This is a genomic window from Jeotgalicoccus psychrophilus DSM 19085 (genome assembly GCF_000425845.1).
Classification (GTDB): Bacteria; Bacillota; Bacilli; order Staphylococcales; family Salinicoccaceae; genus Jeotgalicoccus; species Jeotgalicoccus psychrophilus.
In genome coordinates, this window is sequence record NZ_KE384464.1 from 125,843 (window position 1) to 149,857 (window position 24,015).

The 24,015-nt window shown below is 40.4% G+C and carries 28 protein-coding genes and 2 riboswitches; of the genes, 24 read left to right on the forward strand and 4 right to left on the reverse strand.

The genetic code is table 11. From position 1 onward, the window contains the following. Positions 1–16: 16 nt before the first annotated feature. The 8 genes from aroD to H625_RS0110970 all read left to right on the forward strand — a co-directional run bounded on the left by aroD (position 17) and on the right by H625_RS0110970 (position 5,334). Positions 17–733 (forward strand): type I 3-dehydroquinate dehydratase, encoded by a 717-nt coding sequence (aroD, locus tag H625_RS0110930; protein WP_026859942.1) that lies wholly within the window; start codon positions 17–19, stop codon positions 731–733. A gap of 215 nt (positions 734–948) precedes the next feature. Continuing rightward, positions 949–1,305: a Spx/MgsR family RNA polymerase-binding regulatory protein gene (locus tag H625_RS0110935; RefSeq protein ID WP_026859943.1), complete on the forward strand. Its 357-nt coding sequence runs from the start codon at positions 949–951 to the stop codon at positions 1,303–1,305. A 67-nt stretch (positions 1,306–1,372) separates the two neighbouring features. Further along, on the forward strand, positions 1,373–1,753 hold the full coding sequence (gene gcvH, locus H625_RS0110940) for a glycine cleavage system protein GcvH (protein WP_026859944.1): 381 nt from the start codon (positions 1,373–1,375) through the stop codon (positions 1,751–1,753). 96 nt (positions 1,754–1,849) lie between these two features. Continuing rightward, complete coding sequence (locus tag H625_RS0110945) at positions 1,850–2,257, forward strand: toprim domain-containing protein (protein ID WP_026859945.1); 408 nt, start codon at positions 1,850–1,852, stop codon at positions 2,255–2,257. Positions 2,258–2,288: 31 nt separating this feature from the next. Then, entirely contained in the window at positions 2,289–2,522 is a 234-nt protein-coding gene (locus tag H625_RS0110950) for a thioredoxin family protein (protein ID WP_245573132.1), read from the forward strand. 40 nt (positions 2,523–2,562) lie between these two features. Further along, positions 2,563–2,661, forward strand: a riboswitch (SAM riboswitch). An 81-nt stretch (positions 2,662–2,742) separates the two neighbouring features. Further along, entirely contained in the window at positions 2,743–3,765 is a 1,023-nt protein-coding gene (locus H625_RS0110960) for a methionine ABC transporter ATP-binding protein (protein ID WP_026859947.1), read from the forward strand. Then, positions 3,762–4,454 (forward strand): methionine ABC transporter permease, encoded by a 693-nt coding sequence (locus H625_RS0110965; RefSeq protein WP_051239072.1) that lies wholly within the window; start codon positions 3,762–3,764, stop codon positions 4,452–4,454. The genes H625_RS0110960 and H625_RS0110965 overlap by 4 nt, the downstream gene beginning before the upstream one ends. 37 nt (positions 4,455–4,491) lie before the next feature. Further along, entirely contained in the window at positions 4,492–5,334 is an 843-nt protein-coding gene (locus H625_RS0110970; RefSeq protein WP_026859949.1) for a MetQ/NlpA family ABC transporter substrate-binding protein, read from the forward strand. A 45-nt stretch (positions 5,335–5,379) separates the two neighbouring features. Here the strand turns inward: H625_RS0110970 and cyoE are convergent, their stop codons facing one another. After that, positions 5,380–6,285: a heme o synthase gene (cyoE, locus tag H625_RS0110975; RefSeq protein ID WP_026859950.1), complete on the reverse strand. Its 906-nt coding sequence runs from the start codon at positions 6,283–6,285 to the stop codon at positions 5,380–5,382. A 154-nt stretch (positions 6,286–6,439) separates the two neighbouring features. Here cyoE and H625_RS0110980 point away from each other — a divergent pair, with 154 nt between their 5' ends. From H625_RS0110980 to H625_RS0111020, 9 genes are all read left to right on the forward strand, one after another. Then, on the forward strand, positions 6,440–6,796 hold the full coding sequence (locus H625_RS0110980) for a DUF4870 domain-containing protein (RefSeq protein ID WP_026859951.1): 357 nt from the start codon (positions 6,440–6,442) through the stop codon (positions 6,794–6,796). Between the two features lie 120 nt (positions 6,797–6,916). After that, positions 6,917–7,261: a DUF4870 domain-containing protein gene (locus tag H625_RS0110985; protein ID WP_026859952.1), complete on the forward strand. Its 345-nt coding sequence runs from the start codon at positions 6,917–6,919 to the stop codon at positions 7,259–7,261. Between the two features lie 223 nt (positions 7,262–7,484). Next, on the forward strand, positions 7,485–8,270 hold the full coding sequence (sufC, locus tag H625_RS0110990; RefSeq protein WP_026859953.1) for a Fe-S cluster assembly ATPase SufC: 786 nt from the start codon (positions 7,485–7,487) through the stop codon (positions 8,268–8,270). A gap of 15 nt (positions 8,271–8,285) precedes the next feature. Further along, a complete protein-coding gene (gene sufD, locus H625_RS0110995; protein ID WP_026859954.1) occupies positions 8,286–9,599 on the forward strand; it encodes a Fe-S cluster assembly protein SufD in 1,314 nt (437 codons plus the stop codon). A gap of 20 nt (positions 9,600–9,619) precedes the next feature. Beyond that, positions 9,620–10,846, forward strand: a complete 1,227-nt coding sequence (locus tag H625_RS0111000) for a cysteine desulfurase (RefSeq protein ID WP_026859955.1) — start codon at positions 9,620–9,622, stop codon at positions 10,844–10,846. After that, positions 10,836–11,276: a Fe-S cluster assembly sulfur transfer protein SufU gene (sufU, locus tag H625_RS0111005; protein ID WP_026859956.1), complete on the forward strand. Its 441-nt coding sequence runs from the start codon at positions 10,836–10,838 to the stop codon at positions 11,274–11,276. Before H625_RS0111000 ends, sufU begins: the two co-directional genes overlap by 11 nt. Positions 11,277–11,295: 19 nt before the next feature. Continuing rightward, on the forward strand, positions 11,296–12,693 hold the full coding sequence (gene sufB, locus H625_RS0111010; protein WP_026859957.1) for a Fe-S cluster assembly protein SufB: 1,398 nt from the start codon (positions 11,296–11,298) through the stop codon (positions 12,691–12,693). A 153-nt stretch (positions 12,694–12,846) separates the two neighbouring features. Beyond that, positions 12,847–14,214, forward strand: coding sequence for a YfcC family protein (locus H625_RS13075; RefSeq protein WP_084135847.1), 1,368 nt, complete (start codon positions 12,847–12,849; stop codon positions 14,212–14,214). Between the two features lie 157 nt (positions 14,215–14,371). Further along, a complete protein-coding gene (locus H625_RS0111020; protein ID WP_026859958.1) occupies positions 14,372–14,923 on the forward strand; it encodes a thioredoxin family protein in 552 nt (183 codons plus the stop codon). A gap of 65 nt (positions 14,924–14,988) precedes the next feature. Here the strand turns inward: H625_RS0111020 and H625_RS0111025 are convergent, their stop codons facing one another. The 3 genes from H625_RS0111025 to H625_RS0111035 are packed head-to-tail and all read right to left on the reverse strand — an operon-like array spanning position 14,989 to position 17,368. Next, positions 14,989–15,894 carry a DMT family transporter gene (locus H625_RS0111025; protein WP_051239073.1) on the reverse strand — a complete coding sequence of 302 codons (906 nt, stop codon included), beginning with the start codon at positions 15,892–15,894 and terminating at the stop codon, positions 14,989–14,991. 14 nt (positions 15,895–15,908) lie between these two features. Further along, on the reverse strand, positions 15,909–16,667 hold the full coding sequence (locus H625_RS0111030; RefSeq protein ID WP_026859960.1) for an ABC transporter permease: 759 nt from the start codon (positions 16,665–16,667) through the stop codon (positions 15,909–15,911). After that, positions 16,667–17,368 carry an ABC transporter ATP-binding protein gene (locus H625_RS0111035; RefSeq protein ID WP_026859961.1) on the reverse strand — a complete coding sequence of 234 codons (702 nt, stop codon included), beginning with the start codon at positions 17,366–17,368 and terminating at the stop codon, positions 16,667–16,669. Before H625_RS0111035 ends, H625_RS0111030 begins: the two co-directional genes overlap by 1 nt. 49 nt (positions 17,369–17,417) lie before the next feature. Between H625_RS0111035 and H625_RS0111040 the strand changes: the two genes are divergently transcribed. The 7 genes from H625_RS0111040 (at position 17,418) to H625_RS0111070 (ending at position 23,948) form a co-directional block, all read left to right on the forward strand. Then, entirely contained in the window at positions 17,418–18,266 is an 849-nt protein-coding gene (locus H625_RS0111040) for a DUF72 domain-containing protein (protein ID WP_026859962.1), read from the forward strand. Positions 18,267–18,278: 12 nt separating this feature from the next. Beyond that, on the forward strand, positions 18,279–19,100 hold the full coding sequence (locus tag H625_RS0111045; protein ID WP_026859963.1) for a sulfite exporter TauE/SafE family protein: 822 nt from the start codon (positions 18,279–18,281) through the stop codon (positions 19,098–19,100). 11 nt (positions 19,101–19,111) lie between these two features. Then, a complete protein-coding gene (locus H625_RS0111050; protein WP_026859964.1) occupies positions 19,112–20,431 on the forward strand; it encodes a bifunctional metallophosphatase/5'-nucleotidase in 1,320 nt (439 codons plus the stop codon). A gap of 44 nt (positions 20,432–20,475) precedes the next feature. Then, positions 20,476–20,642, forward strand: a riboswitch (Lysine riboswitch). Between the two features lie 73 nt (positions 20,643–20,715). Then, positions 20,716–22,299, forward strand: a complete 1,584-nt coding sequence (locus tag H625_RS0111055; RefSeq protein WP_026859965.1) for a Na+/H+ antiporter NhaC family protein — start codon at positions 20,716–20,718, stop codon at positions 22,297–22,299. Positions 22,300–22,353: 54 nt separating this feature from the next. Next, entirely contained in the window at positions 22,354–22,689 is a 336-nt protein-coding gene (locus H625_RS13080) for a YutD family protein (RefSeq protein WP_051239074.1), read from the forward strand. A gap of 76 nt (positions 22,690–22,765) precedes the next feature. Then, a complete protein-coding gene (locus H625_RS0111065) occupies positions 22,766–23,194 on the forward strand; it encodes a DUF86 domain-containing protein (RefSeq protein WP_026859966.1) in 429 nt (142 codons plus the stop codon). Beyond that, positions 23,187–23,948 carry a TIGR01457 family HAD-type hydrolase gene (locus H625_RS0111070; RefSeq protein ID WP_084135849.1) on the forward strand — a complete coding sequence of 254 codons (762 nt, stop codon included), beginning with the start codon at positions 23,187–23,189 and terminating at the stop codon, positions 23,946–23,948. Before H625_RS0111065 ends, H625_RS0111070 begins: the two co-directional genes overlap by 8 nt. The last annotated feature ends 67 nt before the right edge of the window (positions 23,949–24,015 follow it).

Here is a 24,015-nt window from a genome sequence, read left to right on the forward strand (position 1 = left end):
ACAAAGGGGAAGACTTATGAATACAACGAAAATTGTCGTCACACTTTCTGGTCATAATGACGACGAAATAAATGCAGAAATTAGCAAGGCGAAAGAGAATATAAATGATTTTGATATTGTTGAAATACGCGGTGATGTATTCGATGCTTTAAACCGTGAGGATCATGCTAAAAATGTCAGCTGCATTATCGATGAATTTAAACCGCTGAATAAGGAAATAATTTATACATACCGCACAGCGAGAGAGGGCGGCAGCGGTTCTAAAACGACGGTTGAATACGAAGCTCTTTTGAAAAAAGTGTGTAAATTAATGGACATTGATTATATCGACATCGAAGTGGACACAGGTGATAAAATTATCGCTTCCATCAGTGAAACTGCACGTGTGAATAATGTGGCTTGTTTGATGAGCCATCATAATTTTAAAGAGACGCCGGATACAGAAGGTATTTTATCGATGTTTAATAAAATGAATACGCTTGGCGGTGATTTGTATAAAGTTGCATATTTCCCTCAGAATGAGGCGGATGTCAGCAATGTAAGCGCAGCAGTAAAAATTGCTAAACAGCAGTACGGGGACAGAGTGATCGGGATTTCGATGGGAGAGCTCGGCAAAGTGACGCGCACTGCACAGGGTGAAGCGGCTTCTGCTTTTACATACGGCTTTATAGCGAGAGATGCGGCACCGGGACAGATTCACGTTACAGAATTACGTAAAACTTTTACAAAATAAAATATTAAGCAATTTTTACATCCGCTTAACAGCAGCATAATAAACCGGTGGTAGAGTAAGAACTAGAAGATATAAAAATACAACTCTTCTCCCCGACCCCCTTGTCCGAGACCTTCCCCTGAGGTTTCGGACTTTTTTCATTTTTACATATGTATAAATTAATTTATCTGGGGTATTATAAAAGTAAGAATTATTTCTTACTCGGGAGGATAACTATGATTACATTTTATGAATACCCTAAATGCACAACTTGCCGCAAAGGTAAAAAGTTTTTAACAGATAACAATCTGGAGTTCACTGTGATCGATATGGTTAAGCATGTACCTGCGAAAGATACATTAAAAGGTATCCTGGACAAATCATCCCATCCAATTGATGATTTCTTTAACAAGCGCGGTACTAAATTTAAAGAGCTGGGCCTGAAAGAACGTATGGATGACCTCAGTGAAGAAGAAAAACTGGAGCTTCTTGCAAGTGACGGAATGCTGATTAAACGCCCAATGGTGGTACTTGATGAGGATGTATTATTAGGTTTCAAAGAGGAAACTTATAAAAATGCATTACTGAAATAATTCCGCTTGCTTAAAGTGTGTTAAATATGTAACAATGAGTATGATAAGTTAAAAGGGAGGTTTTAGCGTGTCATTACCACAAGATTTAAAGTACAGTGAAGATCATGAGTGGATCAAAGTTGAAGGAAATACTGTTACTATCGGTATTACTGATTTTGCACAGTCTGAACTTGGAGATATCGTTTTTGTCGAACTTCCAGAAGAAGGCGACGACATCTCTACAGGTGATTCATTCGGCAGCGTAGAATCAGTGAAAACTGTTTCAGAACTATATGCACCAGTTTCCGGTTTAATCGTTGCTGTGAACGAAGAGCTTGAAGACAGTCCGGAACTTGTGAACGAAAATCCATATGAAGATGCTTGGATGCTGAAAGTTGAACTTTCAGATGAAAGCGAATTAGATAATCTTCTTGACGCTGCTGGTTACCAGGCAGTAATCGAGAAATAATAACGTCAACTCTGGACTTTTGTCCGGAGTTTTTTTAAACTGGTATTTATTGCTTAAAGTGAATTTATATTAAAAATTTAACTAAGGGTGATACGAATGAATCTTTCTGATAAAGTACTCATTGTTGAGGGTAAAACGGACAAACGCAGATTGGAAGAAGTGCTGGTGGAGCCTGTACAGATTATTTGCACATTTGGTACGATGGGTATTTCAAAACTTGATGAAATTATTGAACAGCTTGGTGATTCTCAAATTTTTATTTTATCCGATGCGGATAAAGAAGGAAGAAAAATTCGTAAATGGTTTAAAAAACATCTAAGTGAAAGTACACATATTTATATAGATCCGAAATTTGGAGAAGTTGGACGCTGTCCGCATGACTATCTCGCAAACCTCCTCTTAAGACATGGATTTTATGTAGATACGAGCCTAATAATGAAAGGTAAGTTTAATCGTGAAGGAAATAATTTCAACGGAAGATATATTAAAGAATATACGGGATAAGGAACGCTACATTATTTTCGGTTTTGCCACAATGTGTAAAACATGTGATATCTCTGAGACGATGCTCAGTGTCGTTGCTGAAGCGAAACAGATTTCCTATGAACGTATCAACTTAAATTTTTATACAAGATTGATCGAATATTATCAGATTCGTTCTGCACCGGCATTGCTGCTGTTTAAAAATGGAGAACTGGTCAAAGAAGTTTATGCGTTCCAGTCTGTTCCTTATTTAAATGAAGTGCTGGAAGAATTTCTGTTTGACTAATGTCGAATAGTCTGATAATATAGATTTAATCAAATATTAACTCTTATCAAGAGTGGTGGAGGGATGTGCCCTTTGAAGCCACGGCAACCGTCACTGTGACAAGGTGCCAAATCACCGGATTGATATCCATAGATGAGAGGCATAATGAACGTTTAAAAGCCTACTCATTTTTGGAGCAGGCTTTTTTTATTGTTTCACTAGAGAGGAAAGGGAATTCTAAATGATAGACATTAGTAATGTTACTAAAATATTTAAAACTAAAAATCAAAATATAACTGCAGTGGATAATGTCGGATTAAATGTTAAAGAAGGTGAAATCTTCGGTGTTATCGGCTACTCGGGTGCGGGAAAGTCCACACTAATCCGTCTACTAAACGGACTGGAGCAGCCGACAGATGGAACTGTTACTGTAACGGGGGACGAGATCAGTCAGATGACGATGAAGGAGCTGCGTAAAAAACGCCAGAAAGTATCGATGATTTTCCAGCATTTTAATCTGCTCTGGTCGCGTACAGTCGCTGAAAATATCAGTTTCCCGCTGGAAATCGCAGGGATGCCGAAAAAACAACGTCAGTCACGTGTAGCGGAATTAGTTAGACTGGTCGGACTTGAAGGGCGCGAAAATAACTATCCGAGTGAATTGTCGGGCGGTCAGAAACAGCGTGTCGGTATTGCGAGAGCATTATCTAATGAACCGCAAGTATTGCTGTGTGATGAAGCAACGAGTGCGCTCGACCCGGAAACAACGGATGAAGTCCTCGATCTGCTCGTTAATATTACGAAAAAGATGAACTTAACTATCGTCTTAATTACTCACGAAATGCATGTTATTAGAAAAATATGTGACCGCGCGGCTGTAATGGAGAACGGTAAAGTTGTAGAAGTCGGCCCGGTTATCGAATTATTCCAGAATCCTCAATCTAACGTAACGAAACGTTTCGTTAAAGATGATATTTCGGATGATGACCATACGGTTGCGATTGAAGAAATTAAAGCAGCATTCCCGACATCGACAATCGTCAAGTTGACGTTTGTCGGTACGCGTACCAAATCTCCGATTGTGTCACAGGTCATTAAAGATTACGGGCTCGATGTGAATATTCTCTCGGGGAATATTAAACAGACGAACCAGGAATCATACGGCCATCTGTACATTGCTCTTGATATTAATCAGGATACACTCGAAAAAATTACTGCAGAGTTTAAAAAGCATGACGTCACGCTGGAGGTTGAAAGCAAATGAGTGAATTTCTAACAGCATTTAAAGAAATGTTCGCTTTCGAAAACGTGAAGTGGGATGCAGTCCTTGAAGCGACTTACGAAACAATATATATGACAGTAATTGCAACAGCCCTGGCCTTTGTTATCGGTTTAATACTGGGAATCATTCTCTTCTTATCGAAAAAGAATGACAAGGGTATAGCGAAACCAGTATACGGGGCAACATCATTTATCGTTAACCTGTTTAGAGCGATTCCATTTATCATTCTAATCATTTTGATTATGCCGTTTACAAAAGCAATTATGGGAACGGTAATGGGTTCAAACGGTGCGCTGCCTGCACTGATTATCGGTGCGGCCCCGTTCTTTGCACGCTTAGTTGAAATCGGTCTGAAGGAAATTGACAAAGGTGTGATTGAAGCGGCTGAATCGATGGGTGCCGGCACTTGGACACTCATTTGGAAAGTGCTGATTCCGGAATCACTTCCAGCCTTAATCTCAGGTATTACAGTGACATCAATTATGCTCGTAGGTTCAACTGCAATTGCCGGTGTTATCGGCGCAGGCGGTCTTGGTAATCTCGCATATATGGTCGGCTTTACTAGAAATCAGCCGGATGTCACACTAGTTGCAACTGTAGTAATTCTGGTCATCGTATTTATCATCCAAATTATTGGAGACTTCTCATCAAGAGCAGTTGATAAACGCTGATCTACAAATAAAAAATATAATGAAAAGAGGCTATTACATGAAGAAGATATTTGGTATTGTCACTCTGTTTGCACTCGTATTAGTTTTAGCGGCATGCGGTAACAGTTCGGAATCAGAAGAAGGAACAGAAGGCACTGCTGAAGGCGAGCCTGCTGAAATCTCAGTTGCGGCGTCACCTGCACCGCACGCTGAAATTTTAGAAAAAGCAGCTGAAATTTTAGCTGAAGAAGATATCACAGTAAACGTTGAAATCGTTAACGACTACACTACACCGAATAGACTGTTGGCTGACGAAGAAGTAGATGCTAACTTTTTCCAGCATACACCATACTTAGACGGTGAAGTGGAGTCCCACGGCTATGAACTTGAGAGCATAGGCAACGTGCATATCGAGCCAATGGCAGTATACTCAAATGACTATGATTCACTGGAAGATATTCCAGATGGTTCGACAATTTTAGTATCGAACAACCCGGCTGAAGAAGGGCGTTTCTTATCATTCTTCGTTACTGCCGGTTTAGTAGAAATCGAAGAAGGCATTGAAATTCAGGATGCCACATTCGATGACATTACAGAAAACCCGCACAACTTTGAATTCGATAACAACACTGCACCTGAACTGTTAGTAAATATGTATGAAAATAACGAAGCACCTGCAGTAATAATCAATGCTAACTTCGCAATCGATGCAGGCTTAAACCCTGTTGAAGACTCAATCGTTGTAGAAGAAGGCGACTCGCCGTACGCTAACCTTGTTGCTGTAAGAGCAGGCGACGAAGAACGTCCGGAACTAAAAAGACTGATTGAAGTACTGCAGTCTGAAGAAATGGTTACATTTATTGAAGAAGAATACGGCGGCACGATTATACCTGCACAATAATTTACAAAAAACTCTGGGCTGACTAAATGTCATTCCAGAGTTTTTCTATATTGTGAGTACAATCATCAGCATAAAGACGACGATTAAATATATTAATGAGTATTTCAAATTCATATTGGCCCAGCGCTGTTTATCATCAGTACGGTATCCTTTTACTGATAAAATAATCCAGCCGCTTGTTAAGAGTATCGACACGGCGAAGAATATCCAGCCGAATGTTCCGAGTAAAATGAACGGAACAGGAAGCAGTGCAATGACGTAATACAGGTTCTGTCTGATAGTGGCATCAACACCGATAACGACAGGGAGCATCGGCACGCCGGCTCTCGTATAGTCGTCCAGACGTTTAATGGCAATTGCCAGCGTATGCGGAATCTGCCAGATGATTAATATGTAGAATAGTGCAATCGGCACGACGTGACTGGCAGGGGCAATGACTGCCCAGCCGATCAGCGGTGTGAATGCGCCGGATATGCTGCCGATTATCGTGTTGACAGTATATCTTCTTTTTGACCAGAAAGTATAGAGGACGACATAGAAAAACCAGCCTAAAAATGAATAGATGGCTGCCTCAATTGTTGTCAGCATCATCATTGTCATTCCGATAATTGTCGTAACAATTGCAGCAATGAGCACACCTTTTAATGAAAACGAACCGGTTACAGTCGGACGGCGCTGCGTGCGGTCCATTTTTTTATCGAGATCATATTCAAACCAGTTATTGAACATCAGCGCACCGGATATAACGAGCGTGCTGCCGCCCATAGTTAAAATAAAGAGCAGCCAGTGATCGGTAAAGTGCTCTCCATTAAAATAAAGTGCCAGCCAGTACGCTGTAAATACAGGGAGTACATTGGCGACAAGGACTTTGCCTTTTAATAAATATTTTATATCGGTTAGTAGTTTTATAATTTTTGACGGACTGTCAATTGAAGCATTATTTGTATTCAAAAAATTCCCTCGCAAGTGTTGTAATCATTTATAGTACATTATACCAGTACTGACTTATTCGTGAAATGTACGAATAGATAAATTATGTGAACTAAATGTTTTTGGTAATAAAATACAGGGTATAAATAAAATTAAGCGGAGGAGGAGAGTTTGAATGGAGAACAATGAACAGCCGCACAGCAATATAGTCAGTAACGGTTTCGACAAAACAATCGTTATTATTACGTATGTGTTAATGTTTTTCACAGCAGTAATCGGACCATTAATTGTCTGGGTAATTAAAAAAGATGATGATCCTGCAACAGAGGCTGCATTACGCAATTTAGTAAACTTCGGTATTTCATACACGATTTATTTAATTATTGCAGGTTTAACGACGATAATACTCATCGGTTATTTATTAACGCCGATTATTACCGTCGCGTTCTATATATTTATTATCATTGGTATTGTTAAATCATCGGATGGTGAGATTTACAAGGCACCATTTACGATTGATTTTATAAAGTAAAACCCCTTTGCCAGACAGCAACAGCTGTCTGGTTTTTTATGTATAATTAATTGTGCCGCTTGAACAGTAATGGTAAAATAAAAGTGTACTTTAACTCTAAAGTACAGAGGAGGAAGTACTATGAATGAATTCAATAACTCACCAGACAACGGCTCAGACAAAACACTGATCTTAGTTTCCTATATCGTGTCACTATTTACAGCTGTAGTCGGCCCGCTCATAATCTGGGCATTAAAAAAAGATGATGATCCACTAACTGCGGATGCGCTCCGCGACGTTGCAAACTTCGGTTTATCGTATACGATTTATATGTTCGCAGCATGGCTGACTTCATTTATTTTAATCGGCCTGATAGTCGGCCCGATTGTAACAATTGCATTCTATATCTTTGCAATTATCGGCATCGTTAAAGCGGTAAACGGTGAAGCTTACAAGCCGCCGTTTACAATAGATATATTTAAATAAATTAAAAGTAAAATTACACTTCTAAATGATATGAAAGTCATTTAGAAGTGTTTTATTATTTTGTGAATAATGTTCTTTTACAAGCCTCAACCCTTTAAACTGCGTACTTTCTAAGGTATAATGTATAGGTGTTGTAAAGAGTCTGGTACTTTGACTATAGATTAGAATTATTATAAACTATAGAAGTATTAGAAAATCTTAAATTTCAATTGGAGGATTAGACATGGCATCTGTTTTAGAAATTAAGAATCTACACGTTGAAATAGACGGTAAAGAAATATTAAAGGGTGTTGATTTAACACTTAAGCAGGGTGAAATTCATGCTGTAATGGGACCGAACGGTACTGGTAAGTCTACACTTGCACAAGCTATCATGGGTCACCCGAGCTATGAAGTTACAGAAGGTGAAGTTCTTCTTGACGGCGAAAACATTTTAGAAATGGAAGTTGACGAGCGTGCTCAAGCTGGTTTATTCCTTGGTATGCAGTATCCATCAGAAATTTCTGGTGTGACAAACTCAGACTTCCTGCGTTCTGCAATTAATGCACAGCGTGAAGAAGGCGACGAAATTAACTTAATGCAGTTCATTAAGAAATTAGATAAAAACATGGATTATCTTGAAATGGATCCGGATATGGCTACACGTTACTTAAACGAAGGGTTTTCAGGCGGAGAGAAGAAGCGTAATGAAATCCTGCAGTTAATGATGCTCGAACCTAAATTCGGTATTTTAGATGAGATTGATTCAGGTCTTGATATTGACGCGTTAAGAGTAGTTTCTGAAGGTATCAACAAGTTACGCGGTCAGGAGTTCGGTGCTTTAATCATTACTCACTACCAGCGTCTACTTAACTACGTTACACCTGACGTTGTTCACGTAATGATGAGAGGTAAAGTAGTTAAATCAGGCGGTAAAGAGCTTGCTGAACGTCTGGAGTCTGAAGGTTACGACTGGATTAAAGAAGAACTTGGCATCGATGACGAAACTGTCAACGCTGAAGATAAATAAGACGGGAGGATCACTATGGCTACTGAATTAAATGCATTCGAACTGAACAAGGAAGAGATTATTGCCAATGCAAATACAAGAGGCGAATCAGAATTCCTACTCGGTAAAAGAAAAGAAGCAGTAGATAAATTTGATAGTCTTGACATGATTAAACCTGACAAGACTAAGGTAGATAAATGGGACTTCTTTAACGTTACTTCACCGGCAGTTGAAAGCAGTACTTATAATACGCTTGAAGAATTACCGGAAGCCGTTAAAGAATTAATTGACCTAGATAACAGTAAAAATATATATGTTCAGCACAATAATACACCAGCTTACCTGCGTCTTGACGAAGACCTTAAAGCAAAAGGCGTTATTGCTGAAAACATCATTGACGCAGCAAACAATCATCCTGAACTTTTAGAAAAGTACTTTATGACTGAAGGCGTTAAAATTGATGAGAACAAATTGACAGCGTATCACGCTGCACTATTAAACGGCGGAATCTTCATTTATGTGCCAAAAGACGTACACATTGAAGATCCGATCCAGATGGTAGTACTTCACGACGATAAAGATGCTTCATTATTTAACCACGTGCTGTTAGTAGCAGGCGAAGGTTCTGAAGTAACTTACGTTGAAAACTACTTTACAAATCTTGAATCATCAACTGAAAAAATTAATATTATTTCAGAAGTTATTGCACTGAATAACTCTAAAATCACTTACGGTTCTGTAGATTTCCTGCCGAAAGAAATGACAGGATATGTTAACCGCCGCGGTGTAGCTTCAGATGATGCTAATATCGACTGGGCTTTAGGTTTGATGAATGATTCAAATATCATTTATGACAATACAACTTATTTAAACGGTGACCGTTCTGAATCGGATCTTAAAATCGTAACTGTTGGACGCGGTGAAACGAAAGCAAACTTCACAACGCAGATTATCCACTACGGTAAAGATTCAAATGCTCACATTTTAAAACACGGTGTAATGAAAGACCAGGCTACCAGCATCTTTAACGGTGTCGGCTATATCAAGCACGGTGCTACAAGAGCTGACGCTCAGCAGGAATCACGTATTCTTATGCTCAGCGAAAAAGCGCGCGGTGATGCGAACCCGATTCTTCTGATTGATGAAGATGATGTTACAGCAGGACACGCAGCATCAGTCGGCCGTGTTGACGATCTTCAGCTCTTCTATTTAATGAGCCGAGGGATCGAGAAGAAAGAAGCGGAACGCCTTGTTATTCACGGCTTCCTGGATCCGGTAGTTAAAGCACTGCCTATCGAATCAGTAAGAAACCAACTCAAAGAGATTATCGAGCTTAAGGTATTATCTTAAGGAAGGGAGGGCTCTGACGAATGGATATAAAAAAGATCCGTCAGGATTTCCCGATACTTGGTGAACAGGTAAACGGAAAAGACCTCATATATTTAGATACATCGGCAACGAGTCAGACACCGTTAAAAGTAATCGAAGCTATGAACGATTATTACAGAGAGTATAACTCAAACGTTCACCGCGGGGTTCATACTCTCGGTACGAAAGCGACAGATGCATATGAAAAAGCGCGCATGAAAGTGCGCAGCTTTATCAATGCGAAGCGCTTTGAAGAAATCGTTTATACACGGGGAACTACAGCAGCTATTAACTTAGTTGCCCGCAGTTTCGGTGACCTGGTTATTGAAAGCGGCGACGAAATTGTCGTCAACGAGATGGAACACCACGCGAATATTGTCCCCTGGCAGCAGCTTGCGAAACGTAAAGGTGCAAAGCTTGTCTTTATTCCATTGGAAGAAGACGGTACTATAGCACTTGACAGCGTTAAGGCTGCAATGAGCGACAAGACGAAAATCGTTGCGATTACACATGTATCGAACGTACTCGGGACTATTAATGATATCAAGTCTATTGCTGAAATTGCTCACGCTCACAATGCGTATATTTCTGTCGACGGTGCACAGGCTGTACCTCATATGGCAGTTGACGTACAGGATCTTGACGTCGATTTCTACGCATTCAGCGGACATAAAATGCTCGGACCGACAGGTATCGGTATTTTATACGGCAAAGCTGAGTTGCTTGATAAAATGGAGCCAATTGAATACGGTGGAGATATGATTGATTATGTATATAAAACCGAATCGACATGGACGGATCTGCCTGTGAAATTTGAAGCAGGTACTCCGATGATTGCCGAGGCTGTCGGTTTAAATGCAGCAATCGATTATATTAACGAACTTGGTATCGACAACATTTATCAGCATGAGAAAGAACTTGTAGCATATGCTTATGACAAAATGTCTGAAATAGAAGGTATTGAAATTTATGGGCCGGGTAAATATAAACGTGCCGGACTCATTACTTTTAACCTTCAAGGCGTTCACCCTCACGACCTCGCAACTGCGCTGGACTCTGAAGGTATTGCCGTACGCGCCGGACATCACTGCGCACAGCCGCTGATGAAATGGTGCAAGGCATCGTCGACAGCAAGAGCAAGTTTTTATATATACAACACGATCGAAGAGATCGATCAATTTATTGAAAGTCTGGAAAAAACGAAGGAGTTTTTCTCGTATGAATTTTAACAACCTGAATCAGCTGTATCGCTCAGTTATTATGGACCACTATAAAACACCCCGTAACAAAGGGGTTGTTGAAAATGGTTCGATGACAGTTGAAATGAATAACCCGACTTGCGGTGATGAGATTCAGCTCACATTGAACGTTGAAGCGGGCATCATTAAAGATGTTAAGTTTCAAGGAGAAGGCTGCTCAATTTCCATGTCCAGCGCATCTATGATGACAGAAGCTATCATGAATCAGCCCGTAGACAAAGCATTAGAAATGGCTGCTGAATTTTCGAATATGATGCTTGGTGAGGAATACGATATCACTGAAGATATGGGAGACATTGAAGCCCTGCAGGGAGTAAGCCAATTCCCGGCACGTATTAAATGTGCAACACTCACTTGGAAAGCACTGGAAAAAGGATTCAAAGAATCCGAAAAAATATAGTATTGAGGAGCGATCATATATGGTTAAGCAAGCACCCGAAATTGGCGATTACAAATATGGTTTCCACGATAAGGACGTCTCTATTTTCCGTTCTGACAGAGGATTAACTGAAGAAATCGTCCGTGAAATTTCAAATATGAAAGAAGAGCCGCAGTGGATGCTGGACTACCGTCTAAAATCATTGCAGCATTTCTACGACAGACCAATGCCTTTATGGGGCGGAGATTTAGGAGAATTAGATTTCGACGAAATCACGTACTACGTAAAGCCGTCTGAACAAACTGAACGTTCATGGGATGAAGTGCCTGAAGAAATCAAACGTACATTTGATAAATTAGGTATTCCTGAAGCTGAGCAGAAGTATTTAGCTGGGGTTTCAGCTCAATATGAATCAGAAGTTGTTTATCACAACATGGAGAAAGATCTTGAAGATCAAGGCGTTATCTTCAAAGATACTGACTCTGCATTAAAAGAGAACGAAGAATTATTTAAAGAATACTTCGGAACTGTCGTTCCATTTTCTGATAATAAGTTCTCTGCATTGAATTCGGCTGTATGGTCGGGCGGATCATTCATTTACTGCCCTCCAGGCGTTAAACTGGATACACCATTACAGGCGTACTTCCGTATTAACTCTGAAAATATGGGTCAGTTTGAACGTACTTTAATCATCTGTGATGAAGGTTCAAGCGTACACTATGTTGAAGGTTGTACTGCACCGACATATACGACAAACTCACTGCACTCTGCTGTAGTTGAAATTATCGTTAAGCGTGATGCATACTGTCGCTACACAACAATCCAGAACTGGGCAAACAACGTTTACAACCTGGTAACAAAACGTACTTTCGTTGATGAAAACGGAACTATGGAATGGGTTGATGGAAACATCGGTTCTAAGATTACTATGAAATATCCGGCTATCTTCCTTAAAGGTGAAGGTGCACGAGGTATGACATTATCAATCGCTTTAGCAGGTAAAGGACAATTACAGGATGCCGGTGCGAAAATGATTCACTTAGCGCCAAACACATCTTCTACAATTGTTTCTAAATCAATTGCAAGAGCCGGCGGTAAAGTATCTTACCGCGGTCAGGTACACTTCGGCAGAAAAGCACACGGTGCACGATCTAACATCGAATGTGATACGCTGATTATGGATAACGAATCGACTTCAGATACGATTCCATACAACGAAATTTTAAATGATAACATTTCTCTTGAGCACGAAGCGAAAGTTTCGAAAGTTTCAGAAGAACAGTTATTCTATTTAATGAGCCGTGGACTTGGTGAAGAAGAAGCGACAGAAATGATCGTTATGGGCTTTATCGAACCATTCACAAAAGAATTACCGATGGAATATGCAGTAGAAATGAACCGTTTAATCTCGTTCGAAATGGAAGGGTCAATCGGTTAATACAGTTTAATATATTGAGAACCGCCGCATTTATTTGCGGCGTTTTTTTTGTATTTAAGTAATAATTGATGTATTATTGAAAAAATTCTAATAAAAGGTGTATATAGTTTTTTATAGGGTATTTGAATTAGTATAATTTCAGGGGTGATTATATTGGGAGAAGGTACAAATGTAAAAGACAAGAGCAGTAAGGATATCAGTCAGAAGTTTCCGCATACATATGCGATACTGCTGTTCATCGTAATTTTAGGGGCAGCACTGAGCTACATAGTTCCTGCAGGTGAGTATGAGCGGGTAGAAGTGGATGACAGAGTAGAAGTTGTTGGTGGAAGTTACCACAGTGTTGAACAGAATCCTGTTTCTATTATGGATTTGTTCATGGCAATTCCTACCGGATTAAATGAAGCAGCCAATATTATTTTCTACATATTTCTAATTGGCGGTGCTTTTGGTGTTATTCGTGCAACAGGTGCACTGGAAGCAATTATTCAAAACGTAATGAAGAATGTTCAAAAAAATGAATTTATGCTGATACCGGTAATTATGACAGTATTTTCTTTCCTTGGTTTTACAACAGGTATGGCTGAAGAAACTATTATCTTCGTGCCAATCGGTATTATGCTGGCGGTTGCATTAGGGTATGATGCAATGGTTGGAACAGCTATGGTAACGCTAGGTGCTGCTGCCGGTTTTATCGGCGGGATGTTTAATCCTTTTACAGTCGGTATCGCACACGGCATAGCTGAACTGCCGATATTTTCAGGATGGGGCTTCCGTCTGATTGTGTATGTTTTTGTATTATTAGCAGGAATATTATTTGTAATGTCCTATGCTAAAAAAGTTAAAAAAGATCCAAAACGCAGTATTGTTTACGAAGAAAGTCAGACTGGACAGCTAAACTTTACAGATGATGCACTGGAACTGACAGAGTTGAGAAAACGTCATATAGTAATTGTTTTTTTATTCGTACTGACTATTGCAATTAACGTCTATGGTATTTTTGTCCATGGATGGTTCTTAACGGAACTGGCGGCTAACTTCTTTATCGTTGGTATAATTATTGGTTTCGTAGGCGGCTTGAAATTGAATGCTGTATTCGATGCATTTATCGACGGCATGAAGATCGTTGTTTACGGCGCTATTATTGTCGGGTTTGCGAGAGCAATTTTAGTTGTGCTCGAATCAGGTTTGATTATAGATACTATTATTTACAGTATGAGTGCTATGCTGGATAACGTGCCAACAGCGCTGACAGCAGTCGGTATGCTGGGAGTGCAAGTTATCATTAACTTCTTTATTCCTTCGGGATCAGGACAGGCAATGACAACGATGCCGATTATGATACCGCTATCCGATCTTCAGGGGATACCGCGTCAAGTTGCAGTTCTGGCTTACCAGTATGGAGATGCAATTACAAACAGTATTATTCCAACATCTGCATCATTAATGGGTGTACTTGCTATAGCAGGTATTCCATATATTAAATGGGTGAAATTTGTTTGGAAACTGGTATTAATTTAGCTGCTTATCGCGGCTATTGCTTTAGTCGTTGCAACATTAATTAACTTACAGTAAAATTTTTTAAGAAGACAGTAACAGTGAATGGTATGTAATATTTGTATCATCCAACTCTAAGGACTTATAATAAGGATAACAACTTAAAAAGGCAGGGAGATAAATGGATAACTTACAAGTATTTTATGACATCGCTTTAACGCCGGATGAGTATCGTGAAAAACTTACAGACTTAAAAGACGGTTTCGATAAAATTTATAACGAACACGAAATAACGAAAGATAATGAATTTGAGAACTTCAAAAATAGTGAGATGGTGCTGCTCGTTATCGCTGAACCATGGTGCGGTCACTGCATGCTTAACCTTCCAATTCTGTTTAAACTCGCAGAAGAAGCTGGTATTGATGTGAAAGTGGCACTGCGTGATGACAATGAAGAACTGATGAATGGTTACTTGACTAACGGCAACAAAGTAATTCCGAAAGTCATTGCGATTAACAAAGAAGAAAAAGAAGCAGCAGTGTGGGGCCCGCGTGCACCGATGACAGCAGTTATTCAAAAAGATATTATGAAAGATATGCCGGAAAAAGGCACAGATGAATACGATGCAGCGTTTAAATCTGCGATTACAGAAATGAAAGAAAAATTCAAGACATCACCTGAACTGTGGGATGCTGTCGAAAAAGATCTAAAAGAAACATTAACTGTTAAATAATATTAGAAATCCACGGACTTTTAATGATCCGTGGAGTTTTTTTGTTATATAACAACTAAACTCCGCTACGCTGTTTCAGCTTTTCTCTTACTGATAAATACTCCGACTGCGAGTATTAAAATAATTCCAGCAACCTGATACATGCCGAGGCCGACATTTAACAGGATGACAGACGTCAGCACTGCAGATACAGGTTCCAGCAAACCGAGTATCCCGGCTTCTGTTGAACTGATGTACTTCATGCTCGTAATGTACAAGTAGAACGCGAGCGTTGTTCCTAGCAGTATGGACAATGCCAGTATAATAATCTGCATTGCCGTCCAGTCAAATGAAAAATCAAACACCCATATCGGATGAATGAAGTTCATAATAATACCGCCTGTCAGCATTGATCCGCCGACAAGCTGAAGCGGGTGTATGAGCTGGAGCAGCACTGGTGCATGTAATGTATAGTAGGCGAGTGCAACACCGGATGCGAGTCCGAACATCAATGCAGCTGGCGATACTGCAAGGTTGACCAGATTGCCGTTTGTAGCAATTAGAATAACTCCGATAATCATTGCACCGATTATAAAGGCCTCTGCTCTTGTCCATGGTCTGTATTTCTTTATCACTGCATACAGAATAATATAAATCGGTCCGGTACATTGCAGCACAGTAGCAATAGCAGCATTGCCGTAGCCGATTGCCGCCATAAATGTATACTGCACCATCGTCATGCCGAGGATGGAATATATTGAGAACATGAGCACTGTATGTTTATTCCAGACTGTACGATGTTTCTTCCGGAAAAATAAAGTGTATATAGATAATAGGATAATACCGCTGATCGTCAGCCTGGCTGTAACATACCAGTTAACGTCGACTGGTGTCTCGGTAAATATATAATCGGACGCAGTCCCGCCGATACCCCAAAGCGCGGCCCCGATAATAACAAAAATTAACCCTTTAACATGAGCTGAATTTTTCATAGAAATCCCGCCTTTTATTTATTTTTCAAACCCATATACTGCAGACGGCTGTTAAACAGTTTCGGATACGATAAATATCCGACCATAACAGAAGCGGCAGTTGCGTTGGTCAGTATTAAAAATAAAATGAGCAGCTGATACATGACAGCTTCCATCGGCGCGGCTCCACCGATAATCAACCCGCTCATCATGCCTGGAAGCTGGACAAGTCCAATAGTTTTTTGTGATTCTATCGTCGGTATCATACTCGTTTGAATTGCTGATTTTAAACTTCGGGAAACCGCATCTTTCGGCTGCCCGCCAAATGATAAAATAAGCTCTATCATTTCTTCACTGTTTTCAAGTTCATCGGTAAATTTACTGACGAACAATAATGACAGCACCATGCAGTTACCGATAATCATGCCGCTGATTGGAATAATCTGTTCGGGTTCAAAATCGAGAATGCCGAACCCGAGCATAATTGTCATTGAAACAGCTTCAACTGCTGTCAGGGTTAAAATGATTATCCATTTGATACCGGGAATTCGCGTACCTTTTTTAATAACGTTCTGACTGGCAGCACCAATCATTACTATTATCATTAAAATCATGTAAATGCTGCTGTCACTGTCGAAGACAAAAGTCAGTATCAAACCGACAATAAGCAGCTGGACAATAGAACGGACCGAAGCGATAACAATATCTTTCGTAAGCCCCAGTTTCAGTACAATAGCAATAAGAAGAGGAATAATAACAAAGACACCGGAGAGCAGAAGTTCCTGAAAGCCCATTAGCGTTCACCTCTTAAAAATTGCTGGATAACTGTATTCTCTGAACTGTATAATGTATCAATTGAGCCTTGAAGGAGCAGCTTACCATGATTTAAAAACCAGATATCATCGCTGACGCGTTCAGCCTGAGCGAGATCATGTGTAATCCAAATCACAGTCAGCTGATGTTCCTGCTGCAGTTTCATTACCAGCCGTTCAATTTCTCTGACCAGTGTGTAATCAAGACTCGATGTAATTTCATCGAGCAGCAGTACTTCAGGTTTTGAGACGAATGTGCGCGCTAAAGAAATACGGCTCTTTTCACCGCCGGACAGTGTTTTGATTTTACGCGATAAAAATGATTCATCGAGTTCGACCATGCCGAGAAGTCTGGCGGCACGCTCATGACTCAGCTTTTCATTAAATATTTGCAGCGGCAGATTTAAATTATCGTACACTGTGCCGCTAAGCATCGGCGCACTTTGAAATGCCATGCCTGCTTTTTTTCTGAGAGCGGTAATGTCGATACCGGCTATATCTTCACCGCGGTAAAAAACACTGCCGGCATCCGGAGATATCAGTCCGTTAATATGTTTAAGGCACGTTGTTTTACCAGCCCCGCTCGGGCCGATAAAAGTCGTAATTTTATTTTCTCTGAAAGACCCTGTTATATTGTGCAATATCGATTGATAACTGACATTTTGAAAGTCAATAATCTCCATGGTTCAAATCCTCCAATGTAAATGTGCTAAAATGAAGTAAGGTGATTTAATGATTTATATAGGATTGACAGGGTGGGGCGACCACGATTCGCTGTACACCGAACTCTCAAATAAAAAAGATAAATTAATTACATATGCTTCACATTTTCCAATTGTTGAACTCGACTCAACATACTATGCGGTGCAGCGCCAGTCAACGGTGGAAAAATGGTGCGATCAGACACCTGATACCTTTAAATTCGCAGTGAAAGCTCATCAGTTCATGACGGGGCACAGCGACTACAGAGAGCATTACGATTCTATCAAAGATGTCTTTTCTGCCTATAAAGAAATGCTGATGCCTATGTTTCACAGAAATAAACTTGCATTTGTCCTGCTGCAGTTTCCGCCGTGGTTTGACTGCAGCAGCAAAAACATACGCTATGTAAAATTTGCAATCGAATTGCTGAAACCTTTTAAAGTCGCAGTGGAATTTCGTAATCAGACATGGTTCCGTGATGATTTTAGAGAACATACACTGGAATTTCTGCATGACAGCCAGGTCATTCACAGTATTTGTGATGAACCGCAGGCAGGAATCGGTTCAGTTCCTTTCGTTAACCGCGTTACGGATGATACAGCATTTATACGCCTGCATGGCCGGAACGTTCACGGCTGGACACAGCAAAACCGTACATCCGAAGAGTGGCGGGACGTGCGTTATTTATACGATTATAACAGACAGGAACTCGAGTGGTTAAAAAAACAAATCAATATACTGCAGCATAAAACGAAAGATATCTATATCGTTTTTAACAATAACTCAGGAGGTCACGCAGCTGGCAATGCAAAACAGTTAATCAGCATGCTGAATATAGAATACAGCGGACTCGCGCCGAAGCAGCTGAAACTATTCTAAGGGGCTGGGGTCATGGAATTTATCGTGCTTATACTAATTGGTTTACTTTCTTCTATACTGGGCTCTCTCGTCGGTATCGGCGGGGGTGTCATCGTTGTTCCGGCTTTAATGTTTTTTGGGCTGACACTCGGCCTGCTGCCGGCAATAACACCGCAGACGGCGGTCGGTACATCGAGTATGCTTTTAATATTTACAGGTATGAGCGCGATGATTTCATATGCGCGAAACAAGCAGGTTGATAAGCAGAATGGTATTCTGTTTTTAATCGGGTTAATGCCGGGGGCATTTGCAGGCTCATATGCCAGCAGCTTGTTTACAGTTGACAGTTTCAACTTATACTTCGGGATATTCTTAATTTTTATCAGTATTCTCTTAGTAATCAGAAACAAAATTAAGCCGATGAAAGTTTTCCAAAACCCTAAGTATTTAAAACCTCACCGCGATAATCAGGGTAATATTTATCACTACGGCTTTCCGCCGTATCTTGCTATTACGATAACATTTATCGTCGGTTTTATAACAGGCCTTTTCGGTATTGGCGGAGGTGTCTTGATGACACCTTTAATGCTGATGGTTTTCCGTATGCCGCCGACAATTGCCATCGGTACGAGTATGATGATGGTATTTTTCTCCGGTGTATCGTCGGCATTCGGACATGTGCTGCAGAATAATGTCGTTTATTGGTATATACTAATGCTCGTACCGGCAGCGGTCGTTGGAGCGACTATCGGTGTGAAAATTAATCAGCGGTTCAGTTCGGATGCTTTAGTTGTACTGCTTCGTACCGTCTTGTTTATACTGGGATTATACTTGATTTTACAAACAATTCTTTAAGGAGTGCTCGTATGGAAGTAAAAATTTATCATACTAATGATATACACAGTGCATTACATAATTACATGAAGTTCACGAGCTTCATTAAAAATAAAAGACGTCAGTTCAGAGACAATATGTTTTATGTCGATATCGGCGATCATGTCGACCGTTCGCATCCATATACAGAAGCGACACTCGGAAAAGGCAATATTGAATTGTTGAATAATGCTACATGTGACGTGGCTACGCTCGGAAATAATGAAGGAATCACCCTGACAAAAAATCAGCTTAAGCATCTGTACGACGATGCCGAGTTCGATGTAATCTGTGCGAATCTGCGCGAAGTGGGCAGTAAAGAACCGTATTTTAAGCCTTACACTATTAAAGAAACAAACGGTATAAAAATAGGTTTTATCGCAGCGACAGTGGAATTTACACCCTTCTATCTGGCATTAGACTGGGAAGTGGCAAATGCTTTTGACTGGATAGAAAAGTATTTACGGGAACTGCAGCCCCAGGTTGATGTTATCGTGATGATGAGTCACTTAGGTATGTACGACGATGAAACACTCGCAAACAAATTTCCTGAAATTGATTTGATTTTATCCTCGCATACGCATCATCATTTTGATAAAGGTGAACGTGTCAACGGTGTGCTGCTTGCAGCAGCAGGCAGATATGGAGAATACATCGGCGAAGTGACGCTTGAATTTAAAGATGGTGAGCTCACCGGCAAAAAAGCGGTCCTGATTGAATCGGATATATTATCCCAGGTTGAAAACGATTATTATAATAAAGGTAAAGCAATTTTAAAAAATACTGTCGTAAAAGAAGATGCACTGCCGATCGACCGGAGATTGTATTCAGCAGGACGGTTCAGTTCTCTGCTGGCATATATGCTTACAGATTTTACTAAAAGCGATGCCGGACTCATTCATACAGGGCTTATAGCAAGTCCGTTTGAAGGCGGCGAACTGACTGAATACTCACTTCATAAAGTGCTGCCGCATGCGATTAATGCAGTCCAGATAGAACTCACGGGGCGCGAAATGAAAGAAGTGTTTACTCAGGCAAACCGACATGAGTATAAAGATGAAATCGTACGGGGACTGGGTTTTAGAGGAGATATTTTCGGCTGTTTCGTTACTGATAATATTCATTATATCCAGTCGGAACGCGAATATTATATCGGTGACGAACTCATTGATGAAAAGAAGAAATATACACTTGGAACACTTGACATGTATACGTTTGGCAGAATTTTTCCGCAGTTCAGATATTCGAAAAAAGAATATATGGTGCCGGACCTGCTGCGAGATATCATAAAAAATTATCTTGAAGCGGTGTAGTCTTTTCAATCCTGAATATGCTATAATGTAAAATAATTGAATAAAGAAAAAGTAGAGGTTGCACTTTTCAACAGTAAAGTATTTCAGCAGGCATGCGTTTAGAAAATACTTGAAAGGGGAAAGTGCCGAAGGATAGTACCGGCAGGTATTTGTTCTGGGGTTCAGTTAAACAGGCTGGGCACTGTCAGTTACATGATGCGCTACATTTAATAGATAAATCATAAATGCGTGCACTGTCAGCGTATTTGTGGTTTTTTTTATTGAAAAAATTAGGAGGAAGAAAGATGGAATCATTTTTAAATTGGGAATATATGCCGTTAATCCCGCCCCTGCTTACACTTATTCTTGTTGTAGTAACAAGAAAAGTCGGCATTAGTTTAGGTGCAGGAATTATTACCTCGGCATTTGTTATTGCGAACGGCCAAATTGGTGAATTTTTCACATTGGTAGTTGATTCATTTCTGGCAATATTTATTGAAGACGGCGGTTTGAACACGTGGAATGCATACATATTAATTTTCTTAACACTGCTCGGAATTATGACAGCATTTATGAATATGTCAGGCGGTGCGCGTGCATTTACTAACTGGGCCCTGACTAAAGTTAAATCCCGCCGCGGTGCAGGTCTAATGACCGGAATGCTCGGTATTATCGTTTTTATCGATGACTATTTCAGTGCATTAATCGTCGGTCAGGTTGCAAAACCGATTACCGACAAGTATAAAATTTCAAGAGCGAAACTGGCTTACTTGGTCGATACTACAGCCTCACCGGTAGCGGTGATGTCGCCTGTATCCAGCTGGGGTGCAGGAATTATGGGGCTTACAGCACCGCTTTTAATCGGAGCAGGTATGACGCATATTTCACCGTTCCAGAGCTTTATGTATATGATCCCTATGAACTTCTATGTCATAGCGGCAATTGTTATGATGTTTATCGTTATTATTTTTAAGTTCGATATCGGACCGATGCGAAAACAAGAAGAGCTGGCAATTAATGAAGGTATTCTGCGCGATAAGGTACCTGAATTTGCAGAGCAGGATGAAGACCTGCCTGTCCATGAAGGCTCAAGCGCAAGTGCATTAATCGTGCCGATTGCCGGTCTTGCACTGACCGTTATCGTTGCGATGTATATTACAGGCGCAATGGAAGGCGGAGACTGGAGCGTCTTCACTGTAATGGAAAACACATTAATTACACACGCACTGTTAATCGGCGGTATCGCCGGTTTGGTGCTGACGCTGGTTTACTATTTCAAGCAGACGAAAAATGATAATGATTTCAGCGGCAGACATATTCTGCTTGGCATCAAAACAGGATTTCTTGCCATGTTCCCTGCGATGATGGTATTAACATTCGCATGGATGATCGGCGGATTAATCAGTCAGCTGGGCACAGGTGAACTGCTCGGTGCAATGGTTGAAAATTCGAATCTGCCAGTAGTCCTTCTGCCGGCTGTGATATTTATCGTTGCATGTATTATGGCGCTTGCTACAGGTACGAGCTGGGGTTCATTCGGTATTCTGATTCCTGTTGCCGGCGAAATTATTATTTCACTTGATGCAACTGAGCTCTTACTGCCGAGTGTTGCAGCAGTATTGGCCGGTGCTGTGTTCGGTGACCACTGTTCACCAATTTCCGATTCGACAATTCTGTCGTCTACAGGATCCGGCAGTGATCACATCGTCCACGTTATGACGCAATTGCCATATGCGCTTATTTCAGCATTAATCGGACTTGCCGGTTTTATCATACTGGGAATTACTACGAGTGTACTATGGGCACTAGCGGGCGTTTTCGGCGGCCTTCTTGTAGTGTTTGTTATCGTTAAATTTATGTACCGCCCGGTAGCTAAACAGAACGCATAATGGTAAAAATTATGCTATCATGGATGTATTAGTTTGATTAAAGGGTGTGCGTCTATGATTACGATTGATCATATGAACTTTGAACTCGTGGAAAATTACCGCGATGCATTTGATGAAGAAATATTTATTGAAAAATACAGCGAACTGCTGAACAAGTATGATTACATCGTCGGTGATGTCGGTTATGAAAAACTGAGGCTTGCCGGTTTTTATAGAAATGGAAAACGTAAAGTGGAACCGGACAAACGGGTCAATGCTATCGAAGAGTATTTAAATGAATACTGCAACTTCGGATGTGCGTACTTTATTTTACGAAAAGTTTCAAAACACGAATTACAAGAACAGACTGAAGAGTCTGATGAAGAAGTTCAGGAAGAGGCCGGGCCGTAATGGACCGGTCTCTTTTTATTATCTGGGCGCAGGCATATGATATGATAAGAGAGAATAATAATGATGAGGTGTAGAAATGTATTTTGTAGATAAAAAACTGTTAAACAAGCGTCTCGACTACATTGAAGGACTTGCAGAAACGATTGACACTGAGAATAATCTAGCGCTTGAAAGAGCCTGTCACATGCTTATAGAAGCGACAGTCGATGTAGGTAATATGATTATCGATGCGTTTATATTAAGAGATCCCGGTAACTATCAGGATGTGCTTGATATTTTGGCTCAGGAAAAAGTAATAGGGCCTGAAGATGCAGAGAAGTTTAAAAATACGCTGCAGTGGAGAAAAGAACTGACGAGAAACTATCAGGCAGTGAATCACGAAGCAATGCGTGCAGATTTTAAAGAGAACATCAGTGCTTATAAAGATTTTAAGAAGAGCATTGAATATTTTTACAAAAATGATTCGCAGGCCGTAACGGCATTCAGCGGGGACGATGATGTATAAAGGATATTTAATCGATCTTGATGGCACGATGTTTAACGGTAACGAGGTCATTGATGGTGCTATTAATTTTATCGACCGTTTAAATGTTTCGGGCATTCCCTATTTATTTCTGACGAATAATGCGACCAGACATCCTGAAGAAATTCTTCAAAAGTTTGAGACGATGGGCTTTACAACGACAGTAAATCATATATACACGTCGGCAGCTGCAATGAAAAGCTATCTTGAACAGGAATTCAATTCACCGGGAGTATATATAGTCGGGACTGACAGTTTTAAAAACACGCTGACTAAAGATAGCAGTATTGTATTAACTGAGACGGCACCGGATGCGGTCGTTATGGGTCTCGATACATCAATTACGTTTGACAAAATTATTACTGCCTGCCGGCTGATTCAGGAAGGCGCGCGCTTTCTTGCGACAAATCCTGATATAAAGATTAAAACGGATTTTGGTTTTTCTCCTGGGAACGGCTCATTCGTAAAACTGGTCAGTGAAGTTACTGGAGTCGAGCCTGTCATTACCGGCAAACCAAACCGTTATATTTTAGATGGTGCTTTAGCACGGTTAAATTTGCTGCCGGGTGAAGCGGTAATGATTGGTGATAATTACGACACTGATATTTTAACGGGAATTAACGGTGGGCTGGATACGATTCATGTTGGTACAGGTGTGCATTCTAAAGAAGAAGTAATGACGAAAGAAATACCGCCGTCACATGTAATTGATACGCTTTGTGACTGGCAGTTATAAGTTTAAGGAACACTCTCGTGTTAACCATTTTAAATATTAGGTTAACACGAGAGTGTTTTCCTGTTAT

Bases quoted from the DNA above. Each gene is read 5' to 3' on its own strand.
- aroD (WP_026859942.1), top strand. From the start codon at position 17: ATGAATACAACGAAAATTGTCGTCACACTTTCTGGTCATAATGACGAC.
- H625_RS0110935 (WP_026859943.1), top strand. From the start codon at position 949: ATGATTACATTTTATGAATACCCTAAATGCACAACTTGCCGCAAAGGT.
- H625_RS0110945 (WP_026859945.1), top strand. From the start codon at position 1,850: ATGAATCTTTCTGATAAAGTACTCATTGTTGAGGGTAAAACGGACAAA.
- H625_RS0110950 (WP_245573132.1), top strand. From the start codon at position 2,289: ATGTGTAAAACATGTGATATCTCTGAGACGATGCTCAGTGTCGTTGCT.
- H625_RS0110960 (WP_026859947.1), top strand. From the start codon at position 2,743: ATGATAGACATTAGTAATGTTACTAAAATATTTAAAACTAAAAATCAA.
- H625_RS0110965 (WP_051239072.1), top strand. From the start codon at position 3,762: ATGAGTGAATTTCTAACAGCATTTAAAGAAATGTTCGCTTTCGAAAAC.
- H625_RS0110970 (WP_026859949.1), top strand. From the start codon at position 4,492: ATGAAGAAGATATTTGGTATTGTCACTCTGTTTGCACTCGTATTAGTT.
- H625_RS0110980 (WP_026859951.1), top strand. From the start codon at position 6,440: ATGGAGAACAATGAACAGCCGCACAGCAATATAGTCAGTAACGGTTTC.
- H625_RS0110985 (WP_026859952.1), top strand. From the start codon at position 6,917: ATGAATGAATTCAATAACTCACCAGACAACGGCTCAGACAAAACACTG.
- sufC (WP_026859953.1), top strand. From the start codon at position 7,485: ATGGCATCTGTTTTAGAAATTAAGAATCTACACGTTGAAATAGACGGT.
- sufD (WP_026859954.1), top strand. From the start codon at position 8,286: ATGGCTACTGAATTAAATGCATTCGAACTGAACAAGGAAGAGATTATT.
- H625_RS0111000 (WP_026859955.1), top strand. From the start codon at position 9,620: ATGGATATAAAAAAGATCCGTCAGGATTTCCCGATACTTGGTGAACAG.
- sufU (WP_026859956.1), top strand. From the start codon at position 10,836: ATGAATTTTAACAACCTGAATCAGCTGTATCGCTCAGTTATTATGGAC.
- sufB (WP_026859957.1), top strand. From the start codon at position 11,296: ATGGTTAAGCAAGCACCCGAAATTGGCGATTACAAATATGGTTTCCAC.
- H625_RS0111020 (WP_026859958.1), top strand. From the start codon at position 14,372: ATGGATAACTTACAAGTATTTTATGACATCGCTTTAACGCCGGATGAG.
- H625_RS0111025 (WP_051239073.1), bottom strand. From the start codon at position 15,894: ATGAAAAATTCAGCTCATGTTAAAGGGTTAATTTTTGTTATTATCGGG.
- H625_RS0111030 (WP_026859960.1), bottom strand. From the start codon at position 16,667: ATGGGCTTTCAGGAACTTCTGCTCTCCGGTGTCTTTGTTATTATTCCT.
- H625_RS0111035 (WP_026859961.1), bottom strand. From the start codon at position 17,368: ATGGAGATTATTGACTTTCAAAATGTCAGTTATCAATCGATATTGCAC.
- H625_RS0111040 (WP_026859962.1), top strand. From the start codon at position 17,418: ATGATTTATATAGGATTGACAGGGTGGGGCGACCACGATTCGCTGTAC.
- H625_RS0111045 (WP_026859963.1), top strand. From the start codon at position 18,279: ATGGAATTTATCGTGCTTATACTAATTGGTTTACTTTCTTCTATACTG.
- H625_RS0111050 (WP_026859964.1), top strand. From the start codon at position 19,112: ATGGAAGTAAAAATTTATCATACTAATGATATACACAGTGCATTACAT.
- H625_RS0111055 (WP_026859965.1), top strand. From the start codon at position 20,716: ATGGAATCATTTTTAAATTGGGAATATATGCCGTTAATCCCGCCCCTG.
- H625_RS13080 (WP_051239074.1), top strand. From the start codon at position 22,354: ATGATTACGATTGATCATATGAACTTTGAACTCGTGGAAAATTACCGC.
- H625_RS0111065 (WP_026859966.1), top strand. From the start codon at position 22,766: ATGTATTTTGTAGATAAAAAACTGTTAAACAAGCGTCTCGACTACATT.
- H625_RS0111070 (WP_084135849.1), top strand. From the start codon at position 23,187: ATGTATAAAGGATATTTAATCGATCTTGATGGCACGATGTTTAACGGT.